This is a genomic window from Corynebacterium sp. EPI-003-04-2554_SCH2473622, from assembly GCF_001665955.1.
In the GTDB taxonomy this organism is placed as follows: Bacteria; Actinomycetota; Actinomycetes; order Mycobacteriales; family Mycobacteriaceae; genus Corynebacterium; species Corynebacterium pseudodiphtheriticum.
In genome coordinates, this window is sequence record NZ_LZMN01000080.1 from 92,751 (window position 1) to 106,076 (window position 13,326).

Annotated in this window: 14 protein-coding genes; 2 read left to right on the forward strand and 12 right to left on the reverse strand. The window is 57.1% G+C overall.

From position 1 onward, the window contains the following. Nucleotides 1-85: 85 nt before the first annotated feature. Nucleotides 86-1,015: a DMT family transporter gene (locus A5774_RS09750; protein ID WP_064834633.1), complete on the forward strand. Its 930-nt coding sequence runs from the start codon at nucleotides 86-88 to the stop codon at nucleotides 1,013-1,015. Between the two features lie 31 nt (nucleotides 1,016-1,046). Here A5774_RS09750 and A5774_RS09755 read toward each other — a convergent pair whose 3' ends face one another. Together A5774_RS09755 and guaB are read right to left on the reverse strand one after the other, a co-directional pair. Further along, nucleotides 1,047-2,207 (reverse strand): GuaB3 family IMP dehydrogenase-related protein, encoded by a 1,161-nt coding sequence (locus tag A5774_RS09755; protein ID WP_023019000.1) that lies wholly within the window; start codon nucleotides 2,205-2,207, stop codon nucleotides 1,047-1,049. A 53-nt stretch (nucleotides 2,208-2,260) separates the two neighbouring features. Then, nucleotides 2,261-3,778, reverse strand: coding sequence for an IMP dehydrogenase (guaB, locus tag A5774_RS09760; protein ID WP_023018999.1), 1,518 nt, complete (start codon nucleotides 3,776-3,778; stop codon nucleotides 2,261-2,263). Nucleotides 3,779-3,946: 168 nt separating this feature from the next. On the opposite strand from guaB, the gene A5774_RS09765 reads away from it, so the two are divergent. Beyond that, the gene (locus A5774_RS09765; protein ID WP_027017540.1) at nucleotides 3,947-4,327 is read left to right on the forward strand and encodes a DUF5319 domain-containing protein; all 381 of its coding nucleotides are present in this window, start codon (nucleotides 3,947-3,949) and stop codon (nucleotides 4,325-4,327) included. A gap of 12 nt (nucleotides 4,328-4,339) precedes the next feature. Here the strand turns inward: A5774_RS09765 and A5774_RS09770 are convergent, their stop codons facing one another. The 10 genes from A5774_RS09770 to alr all read right to left on the reverse strand — a co-directional run bounded on the left by A5774_RS09770 (nucleotide 4,340) and on the right by alr (nucleotide 13,288). Next, nucleotides 4,340-5,380, reverse strand: a complete 1,041-nt coding sequence (locus A5774_RS09770; protein ID WP_023018997.1) for a hypothetical protein — start codon at nucleotides 5,378-5,380, stop codon at nucleotides 4,340-4,342. A 2-nt stretch (nucleotides 5,381-5,382) separates the two neighbouring features. Further along, complete coding sequence (locus A5774_RS09775) at nucleotides 5,383-5,952, reverse strand: sigma-70 family RNA polymerase sigma factor (RefSeq protein ID WP_021351937.1); 570 nt, start codon at nucleotides 5,950-5,952, stop codon at nucleotides 5,383-5,385. A gap of 364 nt (nucleotides 5,953-6,316) precedes the next feature. Continuing rightward, nucleotides 6,317-7,936: a chaperonin GroEL gene (gene groL, locus A5774_RS09780; protein WP_064834636.1), complete on the reverse strand. Its 1,620-nt coding sequence runs from the start codon at nucleotides 7,934-7,936 to the stop codon at nucleotides 6,317-6,319. Between the two features lie 16 nt (nucleotides 7,937-7,952). After that, entirely contained in the window at nucleotides 7,953-8,252 is a 300-nt protein-coding gene (groES, locus tag A5774_RS09785) for a co-chaperone GroES (protein WP_126844147.1), read from the reverse strand. Nucleotides 8,253-8,576: 324 nt separating this feature from the next. Continuing rightward, a complete protein-coding gene (tsaD, locus tag A5774_RS09790) occupies nucleotides 8,577-9,632 on the reverse strand; it encodes a tRNA (adenosine(37)-N6)-threonylcarbamoyltransferase complex transferase subunit TsaD (RefSeq protein ID WP_021351939.1) in 1,056 nt (351 codons plus the stop codon). Next, nucleotides 9,629-10,138, reverse strand: coding sequence for a ribosomal protein S18-alanine N-acetyltransferase (rimI, locus tag A5774_RS09795; RefSeq protein WP_064834663.1), 510 nt, complete (start codon nucleotides 10,136-10,138; stop codon nucleotides 9,629-9,631). Before rimI ends, tsaD begins: the two co-directional genes overlap by 4 nt. 116 nt (nucleotides 10,139-10,254) lie before the next feature. Next, nucleotides 10,255-11,001 (reverse strand): tRNA (adenosine(37)-N6)-threonylcarbamoyltransferase complex dimerization subunit type 1 TsaB, encoded by a 747-nt coding sequence (gene tsaB, locus A5774_RS09800; RefSeq protein WP_064834638.1) that lies wholly within the window; start codon nucleotides 10,999-11,001, stop codon nucleotides 10,255-10,257. 2 nt (nucleotides 11,002-11,003) lie between these two features. Further along, a complete protein-coding gene (locus A5774_RS09805) occupies nucleotides 11,004-11,474 on the reverse strand; it encodes a hypothetical protein (protein ID WP_064834640.1) in 471 nt (156 codons plus the stop codon). A gap of 135 nt (nucleotides 11,475-11,609) precedes the next feature. Continuing rightward, nucleotides 11,610-12,179, reverse strand: a complete 570-nt coding sequence (locus A5774_RS09810; RefSeq protein ID WP_064834642.1) for a tRNA (adenosine(37)-N6)-threonylcarbamoyltransferase complex ATPase subunit type 1 TsaE — start codon at nucleotides 12,177-12,179, stop codon at nucleotides 11,610-11,612. Further along, on the reverse strand, nucleotides 12,176-13,288 hold the full coding sequence (gene alr / locus A5774_RS09815; protein WP_064834643.1) for an alanine racemase: 1,113 nt from the start codon (nucleotides 13,286-13,288) through the stop codon (nucleotides 12,176-12,178). The genes A5774_RS09810 and alr overlap by 4 nt, the downstream gene beginning before the upstream one ends. Nucleotides 13,289-13,326: the final 38 nt, after the last annotated feature.

The window sequence follows — 13,326 nt, forward strand, 5'->3', positions numbered from 1 at the left end:
ATGCTTTTCCAGCCCCACGAGTGGCAAGAAAACTAGCAAAACCCCGGTTGGACGCAAGAATCATACAAACGGAATAATCACTGCCATGGCTTCATCAGCAAACCCGATCTCTGTGCTGTGCATCATCGGCTCGTGCATCTCCCTGCAACTGGGATCTGCACTGGCAGTGAAGCTTTTCGACGACGGCGGCACCTGGGGCACCTCGGCGGTGCGGCTACTCGTCGCGGCGGTGGTACTACTGGCCATCACGCGCCCGCGGGTACACGAATGGAACCGGCAACAATGGGCCGGGGTACTCGGACTTGGACTATCGCTGGGGCTGATGAACGGATTTTTCTACGCCGGAATTGACCTAGTACCCCTCGGACCCGCCGTGACCATCGAGTTCTTAGGCCCACTGCTCCTGGCAGCATTTTTATCGCGGTCTCTGCGCGACGGCATCTGCGTCGTCCTCGCCATGACCGGCATGGCACTACTGGGCCTGGATGCTTTCAACGGCAACCCGCTCAACCCACTGGGCGTGGCATTCTTGCTGGGGGCAGCCTTGTTCTGGGCCATTTATATCCTGGCGAATAAAAACGCCGGTGCGCTGGTGCCCGGCCAGGGCGGGCTGGCCGTGGCATTCGTCGTTGGCGGCGTCGCGATGCTACCAATGGGCGCTGACGGCGCATGGAACCTGATTAGCTCCACCAACACCTTGTGGTTTGCCATTGGAACCGGAATCTTGGGGTCGCTGGTGCCCTATTCCTTGGAACTGATCGCGCTGCGCGGGCTGGCCCCCAATGTCTTTTCCATTCTGATTTCCCTCGAACCCGTCTTCGCCGCATTCTTCGGGTGGCTACTGCTCGCGCAAAACATCAGCACGCTGAAACTAGTAGCCATCGGCGTGGTTATCGCAGCATCCGTAGTACAAACCGTCGGAACCGGGGGCTCTGGCGCGGATGGCGCGCCCCGGTCGAAGCTGAAAAAGCTACAGGACGTTGGCAGAAAAGTTGTGCCACGACGTCGCCAGTAGCAGCCAGCGACTAGTGCACAGCCACGAGCCGCTAATGCACAGCCAAGTCGACTTTTTGGAAAGCCTTCAAATCGGTGTACCCGCACTTTGCCATCGCACGACGCAAACCACCGACCAAATTCTGCCGCCCAAATGGATCGGACGACGGGCCGTGCAACACAACTTCCAGCGGGGAATTTTTGGAAACAACCGTCGTGGGATCGAAAGCTTGATCTTCCCCAGTTAAGCCCTCGCCTAGTTCAATATCGCTATAGATTTCCACATATCCGCGCGGGAAGCTTGGGTGGCCAGCCACCGACGGCCAGAACCAACCACCCGCAGGCGCTTCCTCGGCCTGTGCCAACAACGGGCCGAGGACGACGGCATCGGCGCCGCACGCGATTGCCTTAACAATATCGCCAGCATTCGCCAGCATGCCGTCGGCAAGAATATGCACGTAACGGCCACCGGTCTCATCCAAATAATCCCGGCGCGCCGCAGCAATATCGGCGATCGCGGTGGCTTTCGGGACATTGATACCCAACGAAATATCGTTGGTATTCACGCCGCCGCCGACGATCACGCCCGCCGCGCCCGTGCGCATCAAATGCAGCGCAGTCGTGTAATCCACCGCGCCACCAGCAATAACGGGGACTTCCAACGAACCAATGAACTCCTTCAAGTTCAGGGGTTCGCCGTTGGCAGAGACATGCTCAGCAGAAATCAATGTTCCCTGGATTACCAGGATTTCCGTACCCGCGCTAATGACCGTCGGCGCCAATTCCCGCGCACGCTGTGGCGAAACACGCACTGCAACGGTCACACCAGATTCCCGGACCTCAGCGATACGGCGCGCCAGCAGCTCCACATCGAGTGGCAGCGCATGCAGCTTTTGCAGGTGCTCAGTAGGGTTTTCCGCCTTGGTTACGGCCTCGACGGCGCCAGCGAGGTCGTCGACACGCCCCCACAGCCCTTCCGCATTGATGATGCCCAGACCACCTTGCTTGCCCATCTCAATGATGAACTCCGGGCTAGCCAACGCATCAGAAGCATGCGAGCAGACCGGGATATCGAAGTGATAAGCGTCGATGCTCCAGGTAGTATCGACGTCCTTCGAGGAGCGGGTACGACGGGTCGGGATGATGGAAATGTCCTCAAGCCCGTAGGTACGGCGCGCCTCACGGCCGATCCCTATCTCTGCATATTCGCGCACTGAATAAACCTTCCTATAACGACAACGTTATGCGTGAGCTTCTCGAGGTAGCTCTAGCGGTAGTTCGGAGCTTCCATGGTTTGCTGCAAGTGGTGCGGGTGCGATTCCGCCAAGCCTGCCGCGGTAATTTGCACGAAGCGCTTGGTCTTCAGATCCGCAATGGAAGCAGAACCGGTGTAGCCCATCGAAGCACGGAGACCACCGATGATCTGGTGGGTGATCGCGTCGATCTCACCGCGGTACGGAACTTTGCCTTCCACTCCTTCTGGCACCAGCTTGTCCTCACTGCGCACGTCGGACTGGAAGTAACGGTCCTTGGAGTAGGAACGCTTCTCGCCAGTCAGGCCGCGCCCCTGCATCGCCCCCATCGAACCCATGCCACGGTAGCGCTTGTACTGCTTACCGCCCACAACAACGATATCGCCAGGCGATTCCTTGGTTCCGGCCAGCATGGAACCCAGCATGACGCAGTCCGCGCCAGCAGCCAGGGCCTTGGCGATATCACCGGAGTACTGCATGCCACCGTCGGCAATCACGGGAATGCCAGCTGGGCCAGCAACAGAGGCTGCTTCCAAAATGGCGGTGATCTGTGGAGCGCCCACACCAGCAACCACGCGAGTGGTGCAAATCGAACCTGGGCCAATGCCCACCTTGATGCCATCAGCTCCCGCATCGATCATGGCCTGCGCGGCCTCACGCGTTGCCAAGTTACCGCCAACGACGTCGACCTGCGGGAAGGCCTTTTTCACGTCCGAAACCATCTGCAACACGCGGTTGTTGTGTGCGTGCGCGGAGTCAACCACAAGCACGTCGACGCCAGCTTCCACCAAAGCCTCGGCGCGCTGGAAAGACTCTGCACCCGTGCCGATACCGGCAGCGACCAACAGACGACCTTCCTTGTCCTTGGAGGCGTGCGGGAATTGCTCAGTCTTCACAAAGTCTTTCACCGTGATCAGGCCAACGAGCTTGTTGTCCTCATTAACGATAGGCAGCTTTTCTACCTTGTTTTCGCTAAGCAAGCTCAATGCTTCTTGTTTGCTGACGCCCTCTTTCGCCACCACCAGTGGAGTCGGCGTCATAACATCCTGCACCAGGCGGTTCGGGTCTGCTTCAAAGCGCATATCACGGTTCGTGCAAATCCCGACCAAGCGACCGTCGGCGTCGACCACAGGCAGGCCGGAGATGCGGAAACGTCCGCAGAGGTCGTCCACCTCAGTGATTGTCATATCCGGGCGGGCAGTCACCGGATCAGTAACCATGCCGGATTCGGAGCGTTTCACAATCTCAACCTGCTGTGCTTGCTCATCAATGGAGAGGTTGCGATGCAGCACGCCAATACCGCCCTGCCGCGCCATCGCAATGGCCATGCGGGCTTCGGTAACCGTGTCCATCGCCGCGGACGCTATTGGCAGGCCCAAGTTCACATTGCGGCTAAACCGCGTAGAAACATTAACCTCAGAGGGAATAACGTTCGATTCTGCGGGGAGCAGCAACACGTCGTCAAAGGTCAGGCCATACAATGCAACCTTGTTTGGGTCATCTCCACCAGTGTGTACGCGTTGATCAGTCATTCCCAAGATTCTCCTTTTCCAGCTTCACGTTTGTCAGACCGCTGTCATCCGCTGCTAGCTGTCTAGCTATGTCCTTATATCGTAATGGCTGGCCAAGAAAAAGGGGTAGCCGGGAGGGAACGGAAAGGGGAATTGAATATGAATGGTTTTGACAATAGTGTGTGCTATGTGGACTTTGATTCGAATATGCCCCGCGATCCCTTCGCAGATGATCCGAACGATCCGGCGTCGTTCCTCGACGCTGACGAGCCCATGCCAGAGCTTTCTGACGAAGAACGCCTCATGTTAGAACATGATCTACGCATGGTACGCAAAATGGCACAGACCCTGCCGGAATTCGGCATCGATGGCATATTTTTCATCTGCGAGGACTGCGAAGAACAGCACTACTACGACTGGGACATCATGGCCGCTAATATGCGCTCCACCCTCTCTGGTGAATTAGCGCCGGTACATGAGCCCTCCGCGCAACCGAATACCGACCGCTACACCCCTTGGGAATACGCAGTTGGTTTCTTTGATGGGTTGAACCGCAAGCACTTGAATTAACAAGTACTCATTTTAAGACGCGCCGCCCCGTGTGCTCGCCTGGTGTTCCGGGCCAGCCGGGGCGGCGTGGTCATTTCCAGGGGATACGCCTGCACCCTGACCACCCTGGCCGCGTTGTCCGTCTTCCCGCGACTCGACGTCCGGTTGCGTTGGAGACAACGGTTGCTGTGGCTGTGCAGGCGGTTGTTCACCAACAGACGGCTCACCCGACGGGCGTGGTTGTGGCTCCGGACCGCCACCACCCGGCACTGTCTGTGGGTTTTGCTGTGCCGGAGCCACAGTCTTCGTGACGGTAACTTCCTTGGTTTCTGTGACCGTTTGCGGTTCTGATTCACCTTCCGGCTGCGGCCGCACGCGGGTAACGGTGGTTTTGGTTTTCGCCGCTTTACCGTCAGTGTCCGCTTGCTCACCGCGGTCTTTATTCTCTCCCGCGCCTTTGCTCTGCTTGGCTTCTTTGCGCTCACGCAGGTTTTCCAGCAAAGTGCGGGCCTCAGCGATCAGTTTCCGGGTGGCTTCCTCATCACCCCGGTTAGCACTGTCTTCCAGCTGTTGCAAGGTACTAGCAAGCTCAATACGAGCTGCTTTTTCATCATCAAACAGCGCCTGGTGCATTCCCCACAGCGGAGAATTCGGGGTCGCGTGATAAACGCTCAAACTTCCAACCGCAAACAATGCTGTGGCGGCCGCGGCGCCCACCAAGGCACTAGTCCACCCAAAACGTCGGCTAGCAACGGCACCAGTGCCAAAACCGAAACCTCTCCTTGGGGCCCGGTGGGTTCCGCGCGCAGCTCGGCGACGGCGGGCGTCAGCCAACTCATCAGGAGTATCAGCTTGGGGTTGCGCAGCGTGAGACTGCGCGGCGTGAGGTTGCGCAGCGTGGGGTTCCACTGCCCAATCAGCAGGAAGCTTTGGCGCAGCTGGCATCTCGGATTCGATTTCTGTACGCAAACCCAACAATGCTGCCGCTAGGGGGTCCTTCCCCTGCGAAGGGTCTTGGCCCTGCGCCAGCTGGTCCAGGAAGAAATCGTCTTTCTCCCAGTCGCGTTGGTTCACGTTTACTCCCTTGAATCCTCGTTTTCCATACGCTTGCGAAGTTGCGCAAGCGCGCGATGTTGCGCCACCCGTACCGCGCCAGGAGTGCTGCCCAAGGCTTGTGCTGTTTCCTCGGCCGTCAGCCCCACGAATACGCGCAGGATGATAATATTACGAGCTTTGTCATTTAAAGTATCGAGCATCCCGCGGACTGTGTTACAACCATCAGATTCCAAAGCCGCATCCTCCGGGGTGGGCATCAGATCCAGCTCTTCTGGTATTTCCTCTGAAGGGTGCAGCCGGTCTTTGCCCATGAAGCGATGGGCATCGGCAACTTTATTAAAAGCAATCCCGTAAACAAACGCCATGAATGGTCGGCCACGGTCCACAAACTTCTGCACCGAACTAGCTACCGCCAGGCAGACTTCTTGAGCCACGTCTTCGGCTGTAGGAGTTTTTCCGCCACCGATACGGGCGCGGCAATAGCGCAGCACCTGCGGATGAATAATCCGCATGACTTGCTGCATGGCACGGCGATCCCCATCTACTGCCAGTGGAACCAGCCGCGCGAGTTCTTCATCAGAATCGCTCACGTCCCAAATCTTTCGTTGACTGCAGGCCAATTTGCCGACACAAGTGCACGCGCGGCATTCCGGCCGAAGCCGACCTAAACTCTCGTTCCATCATATAACCGCGTGCGAACACGTGTTAAATTAATTGCTCTAATTTCGATAATTTATTCGACCCTATTTTTACCGGCCCACCACAGAGAATATTTTCTTCTGCCAGCGATAGTCTGGGCATTGCCTTCACTGTCATAAGAGAACTGCAAAACCGGAAAACCGCCGAAAGAACCAGGTTATTACCCTGGCGCTTCCGGCGGTTCAGGAAAATTCCCGCTAGAAAGATTGCTAGCGCAGCCGACAGATCGTGCACAACCGGCTAGCAAGCAGCGGCTTAGTGATGATGATGGCTGCGGCCAGCCTCAGAGTTCTCCGACTCTGCAGGTTTGTCAACAACCGACGCCTCCGTGGTCAGCACCATACGGGCAACCGAAGAAGCGTTAACCACAGCAGAGTGCGCAACCTTTACGGGATCAATGATGCCGCTTTCAATCAGGTTGCCGTATTCCAGGTTGGCGGCATTAAAACCTTCGCCATTAGCCATTTCCGCAACGCGGGAAACGACCACGGCGCCGTCTTCACCAGCATTGTGGGCAATCCAGAAAGCCGGCTTGGTCAGCGCGCGAGCGACAGATTCCACACCCACGCGGGCTTCGCCCTCGAACTGTTCGGCATAAGACTTCAACGTCTCAGCGATCTGTACCAGCGCGGAACCGCCACCAGCGATCACGCCTTCTTCCACCGCCGCACGTGCGGCATTGATGGCGTCTTCTACGCGCAACTTTCGCTCGTTCACCTCGGTCTCAGTAGCAGCACCGATGCGGATTACAGCGACGCCACCGGAAAGCTTAGCCAGGCGTTCTTCCGCCTTTTCTTTATCCCAGGTGGAGTCGGTGGCTTCGATCTCGCGGCGAATCTTCTCGCGGCGCTCCTCCAAGGCAGTATCAGAACCGGCGCCGTCGACAAGCACGGTCTCGTCCTTCTCGACGGTGACACGACGAGCAGAGCCCAGTACTTCCAGGCCTGCCTCATGTAGATTGACACCAATTTCAGGGTCAACCACGGTGGCATCGGTAACCACTGCCAAGTCATCCATGAACGCTTTCCGACGATCACCAAAATATGGTGCCTTCACGGCAGCGACCTTGAGAGTCTTGCGGATAGCGTTGACCACCAGCGCCTGCAGGGCTTCGCCCTCGACATCTTCGGCGACGATCAGCACCGGCTTGCCAGCCTCAGCGATCTTTTCCAGCAACGGCAAGAAATCCGGCAACGAAGAAATCTTGTTGCGCACCAGCAGCACGTATGGATCATCCAAGACCGCCTGCTGAGTTTCCTGGTCCGTCACGAAATATGGCGACAAGAATCCCTTATCGAAAGCTACACCTTCGGTGACCTCGACAGAGGAATCCATGGACTGCGATTCTTCCACAGTGACCACGCCGTCTTTGCCGACCTTGTCCATCGCGCCAGCGACCATCTCGCCGACTTCACTGTCACGAGAGGAAACGGTAGCGACCTGGGCAATTTCTGCGCTGGAATTAACCTGAGTGGCACGAGCCTTCAGCTCTTCCACGGTTTTTTCTGCAGCTGCAGCAATGCCGCGGTTCAGTTCCACGGGGTTGGCACCGGAAGCAACGTTGCGCAGGCCCTCGAAAATCAGAGCCTGGGCCAACAGCGTAGCGGTGGTGGTACCGTCACCGGCAACATCGTTGGTTTTCACCGCAACGGATTTCACCAGCTGCGCGCCGAGGTTCTCGAAAGGCTCCGAGAGATCAATATCCCGGGCGATAGTCACGCCGTCATTGGTGACCAGTGGGCCACCAAATGCTTTATCCAGCACGACGTTGCGACCACGAGGGCCGAGAGTGACCTTAACGGTGTCCGCAAGCGTGTCGACGCCCGCTTGCAGATGCTCCCGCGCCTGTTGATCAAAAGCAATGAGTTTTGCCATAGTGGCTTACTCCCCCTTACTTTTCGATGACTGCCAGCAGGTCACGAGCCGAAAGCAACAGGTATTCCTGGCCGTCGTACTTCAGCTCAGTGCCGCCGAACTTGGAGAAGATGACGGTGTCACCTTCATTGACGTCTGGTTTTACGCGCTCACCCTTGTCGTCGGTGCGGCCTGGGCCAACAGCGATGACGGTGGCTTCCTGCGGCTTTTCCTTAGCAGAGTCTGGGATGACCAGGCCGGATGCCGTGGTGGTTTCTGCTTCTTTAATCTGCACCAGAACTTTGTCTTCGAGCGGTTTGATGTTTGCCACGATGATTCCTTTCGTGAAATCAGGTCCGATGCGCGCGATCACCTATGTGACCAGCACGCGAAGCTGTTATGTGCCGGTTGTGGATGTCCAGCACAGCCGTCGTCGCGGGTGAACAACTGTGGGTCAAACAACCTATTAGCACTCTACCTACCCGGGTGCTAAGTGACAACTATCTTGAGCGTAGTGCTAGCAACTTGCTTCCCGCTTGCCAATCGCTTGCCGACGGGGTGCCGGTGCCTTGCCGACAGCTGGCCCGAACTCGCTTCGCAGCTGGAGTGTGGCTGGAGTGTGGCAACGGCCGGCATGCCACTGCACAGGCACTAAGCGCTACTATGCACCTAATTCTAACGCTGGATCAGTGGCAATATCCCAGTTTGCGGGCTGCATACCATGCGCAATTTGCTGTGCAGCCGCTGCAGCAATCATCAAACCGTTGTCCGTGCAGTATTCAAACCGTGGAATTCGCAAACTAATACCTGCAGAATCACAACGCCGCTGCGCTAGCTCCCGCAGACGTGAGTTCGCGACCACTCCACCACCAAGTAATAGCGTGTTAGCACCAGTGTCTTTACACGCCAGCACAGCTTTTTTGGTCAGCACGTCGCAGACAGCTTCTTGGAACGAAGCACACAAATCTTCAGCATTGATCGATTCACCATTGCGCTCAGCTTTTTCCACGAACCGCGCCACCGAAGTCTTCACACCGGAAAAGGAGAAATCATAACGATGCTCGCCGCGCAAATCCTCCGCCCGGGACAACCCCCGTGGGAAATCAACGGTGACCGTGCCTTTTCGCGCCAACTTATCAATCAATGGTCCACCCGGATACCCCAGACCAAGCAACCGCGAGACTTTATCGTAAGCCTCACCAGCAGCGTCGTCTAGCGTGGCACCCAGTTCCCGATACTGCTGTTTCGCAGCATCAACCTCCAACAAAGAAGTATGCCCACCCGAAACCAACAGGGCGACGGCATGCGGGAGCTGCTCGCCTTCCAAATTCGCTACCGCAACATGGCCGGCCAGATGGTTCACGCCATAAAACGGAACACCCCACCCCGCAGCGTATGCCTTCGCACCAGCGACACCAACCAACAAAGCACCCGCCAAACCCGGGCCAATGGTGGCAGCCACGGCATCGGGCTTGTCGATGCCAGCTTCATCCAATGCTTGTTGCATCACCTGCGGCAGGGCTTCCAGGTGCGCCCGAGACGCAATTTCTGGGACGACACCACCAAAACGCGCGTGTTGTTCCATAGAACTTGCGACTACATTGGCCAAAACCTCAATGCGCGGTTGGGTGCTGGCAGCGCTTCCGTCATCTGTGTGCAAGCGGACGATGCCGACGCCAGTTTCATCGCATGAGGATTCAATTCCGGCAATAATCATGGAGCGTCCTTTCGCTGCAATTCCGCTGGGTTCGCTGGCCGACGCATCGTATAAGCATCACCGCCACCCGCATAATAGTTTTTTCGAAGCCCCAGGGTGTCGAATCCATAGGCTCGATACAGGCCAATCGCGGGTTCGTTGTCAGTACGGACCTCTAAAAACACCGGCGCCGAGACGCGATCCGCAACATAACAAAAATTATCCATGAGTAACCGGGCCACACCGCGACGCTGCGCTCGTGGATCAACTCCGATGGTATGAATTTCAAACTCTGGATCATCACTCGGCCCCAATTGCGCCAAACCTGCATACCCCACTAGAACGCGCGCCGGAGGCTTGCCCGATTCTTGGCTCGCCACGCCTTCCACCCCCAAGTAAAAGGTATGCGCCGAGGCAAACTCCGCGCGGAAATCAGCTTCCGTCCAGGGGCCTTCATTAGCAAACAACTCACGTTCTAGCTGCGCGCACCGGTGCGCATCAGCCGGACCTAATTCACGGAGACGCAGCTGTTCCAAAGCCAGGCTCGCAGGGCCAGCGGATTGTGCACTCGGGCGCTTGCGGGCCGAGTTCCCGCCACCTTGTCTATCCGTCATTGGTTGCTCTGCTCATCAGTTGTTTCTGCTCATTTATTGTTCTGCTCAGCCCAACGCAACGCGGCAGAAACCGGTTTGGCGGCTGGTTCTTTCGCATCTGGGCGCCGAAGATACAACGGAGTCAACGGCTGCGGGGCAACTGCGAAATCCGCCACCGCAACCAGCCCACGAGCACTAGGAACCGCCGGAACCTCTTCTTGCTGAGCAAGCGCCCGCAAACGATCCGGCAGCCGCGCAGCAATAGTCGGGTTAGCCAGCACACGGGAAACTTCCGGCTGCAAGATTTCGGCGGGCCCGACTTCCGGTCCCGTGACACGTTGAGCACCACGATAGGTCGCCCAGTAAGTCTCTCGACGACGCGCATCAGTGGCGACCAATAAATGCTCTTCTGCTGAAGCAGAAGCGTCCTGGGCGCGCCAGGCAATCGCATCATGCGAACAAACACCATACACCGGCACCTGCAAAGCATGACCGAGACCAGAAGCCGTCGCCATGCCCACACGCAAACCACTAAATGGCCCGGGCCCGCAGCCAACCACAATGGCCGTAAGGTCGTGCAATTCACTTCCGCTGGATTCCAATAACTGGAAAATCGTTGGCATCAGCAGCTCATTGTGCGCGCGGGTGTTTTCCACCGTGTTCTCAGTGGCATCACTGCTGCCGTCGGCAAGCGTGCGCACCAAGCCTGTCACCAGCGTGGGAGTCGAAGTATCCAGGGCTAGCACACGGTGGTCCGCGGTACCCCGAGAAGACGATGTGGAAGGACTAAACGACATAATTACCCGATGAAGTTCCAGGTTCCTTCATCATCTTTTTCCAAGTGGATGATTGCCTGGGTTTGGAATGGCCCCTGCAACGGAATGGTGCAGAGGTTGACGTTGTGAATGGACATCTTCTCCACGTGGTACTCACCGTTTTCTTTCGCTACCAGCAAGTAGTTATCGTGCTTGTCAATCTCACCGTTGACCAGGTTGAACTCTGCCGGGTTCAAACCACTAACCAACAATTCCTGCTCCGTAACACCGGGGCATACGAAGGTTCCAGCAACCCATTCCTCGCCGAAAAGATCGGCTGGCGAAATGCCGGTGGTCGACAAACCTTGCTGTTCTACCTTATGTAGAGTCCCAGCGAACGATTCCTTCGGCGCGGAATCGTCTTGTGCCAATGCAGCTGCCCCAACCATAGTTGCCAAGGCCAGACAGAACAGTGCAACAAGGGTACCGATGATGGCTCCGCCGTTTTTCGGCATACAAGCTCCTTAAAAATAAAACAGACATGGGGTCTTTGCCGTGCAATCTGTCTCAAGGATAGCGCGTAGCCCGACAGCTCCAAGAAACGGGGTTTCCGCCTAACATTCCCTTAGCAACATTGTGGCGACAACTTCTTAGTTTTCCACCCAACGCCAGGTAATGATACGCGTTTCAGAATCCGGATCGCTCACCGCTGCGGTTTCACGGTCCAGCTCAACCAATAAATAACGACGAGTCAGAGCTTCCACCAACCCCGCTCCCCATTCCGCAACCACGACGGAAGTTTCTAAATCAGTATCCAGATCTAGTGCGTCCAGCTCTCCCCAAGGATCAGCTGCAGCAGTGCTACCATCTAGCTCTTGCCCCACAGGTGATTCGGTGGCTGAAGACACGGGCTGGTGAGCAGATTCACCGAGCAAACGGTAAGCGTCGACATGCACTAAATCTGGGGCCTCTGACCGACGCGCTCGATGCACTCGCGCAATAGTAAAGGTGGGACTTGTCACCCTGCCACGCACATCCATCCCTTGGGCAATGCCCTGGGTGAGCGTAGTTTTTCCGGCGCCGAGAGCACCTGCCAAGATAACGACGTCACCAGCAACCAGCGTAGAGCCGAGATATGCGCCGAACTCACGAGTGGCATCAGCGGTGGGCAACTCGACGGTGCCAGACTGCGAAAAATCTAGTAGCGACAATGCACTCATAGCTGGATTCCCCCTTCATACTCGCGAACAGTGCGCCCGCCAGGGCGAGTCACGATCTCGTAATTAATAGTTCCCGTAGCATCAGCTAACTCCGTGGCAGACATGCCACCTTCCCCAAACAACACTGCTTCATCACCCGGTTGCACGCCGAAGGGGTTTTCACCAAGATCCAGCAAAATCTGATCCATGCATACTCGCCCAACCTGCGGATAACACTTCCCAGAAATACCCACCGCAAGATGCCCCTGGATACTGCGTGGCAAACCATCAGCGTAGCCACAAGGAATAACCGCCAAATACCCAGTCTTTCCTGCCCGCCAAGTCAAGCCATAGGAAGCGGCTTCACCTGCGGTAATGGGCTTGACGTTAACGACAGTACCGGCCCAAGTCATCGCCGGGCGCAAGTCATGTGCAAAACCAGCAGCGGGTTGCAACCCATAGCAGGCAAGGCCCGGGCGAACTTGTTGAAAATGAGTATCAGGGAGCTGCACGGTCGCGGCCGAATTAGCTATATGGTTGACCGGAACCTCCAAGCCCATGGCGCGCGCTTGCCTAATTGCGGCGCGGAATTGCTCAAGCTGTGCGGTATTAGCGGGATTATCCGGCTCATCCGCACACGCCAGATGTGACATCAACCCGCACACGGCGAGGTGTGGGGCATTTTTCGCCATCTCGAAGGCACGCTGCCAATCAGTGGGATCAATGCCATTGCGATGCATCCCTGTTTCAACTTTCAGCGTGATCGTCGCAGGGATGCCAGCGTTAACGAGCACGGCCAGGTGATCTAATGACGGCGCAGCCAACTGGATGTCGTCGGCAAGAGCATCTGCAACTACCTGTGCAGCATCCTGGCTCGCGGCATCCCACAACCACGCCATGACCGGTAGTTCTGTACCGAGTTCACGCAAGCGTTGGGCTTCGGCGATCGTGGCCACACCAAAAAGGTCAGCCCCTGATTTTTCCATTACCGGAACCACGCGCTCCATACCGTGACCGTAAGCGTCAGCCTTGACGACGCACATCAGCTGCGCTTCGCCTGCCGCCCGCTTAAGCACACGGACATTGTGGGCGATGGCATCCAAGTCGATGCGAGTGCGCAGCATGTTCATACGTTCGGCTTTGCTCTTTCCGGCGACGGCGGGTTGCT

Bases quoted from the DNA above. Each gene is read 5' to 3' on its own strand.
- A5774_RS09750 (WP_064834633.1), top strand. From the start codon at position 86: ATGGCTTCATCAGCAAACCCGATCTCTGTGCTGTGCATCATCGGCTCG.
- guaB (WP_023018999.1), bottom strand. From the start codon at position 3,778: ATGACTGATCAACGCGTACACACTGGTGGAGATGACCCAAACAAGGTT.
- groL (WP_064834636.1), bottom strand. From the start codon at position 7,936: ATGGCAAAACTCATTGCTTTTGATCAACAGGCGCGGGAGCATCTGCAA.
- tsaD (WP_021351939.1), bottom strand. From the start codon at position 9,632: ATGATTATTGCCGGAATTGAATCCTCATGCGATGAAACTGGCGTCGGC.
- tsaB (WP_064834638.1), bottom strand. From the start codon at position 11,001: ATGTCGTTTAGTCCTTCCACATCGTCTTCTCGGGGTACCGCGGACCAC.
- A5774_RS09805 (WP_064834640.1), bottom strand. From the start codon at position 11,474: ATGCCGAAAAACGGCGGAGCCATCATCGGTACCCTTGTTGCACTGTTC.
- A5774_RS09810 (WP_064834642.1), bottom strand. From the start codon at position 12,179: ATGAGTGCATTGTCGCTACTAGATTTTTCGCAGTCTGGCACCGTCGAG.
- alr (WP_064834643.1), bottom strand. From the start codon at position 13,288: ATGAACATGCTGCGCACTCGCATCGACTTGGATGCCATCGCCCACAAT.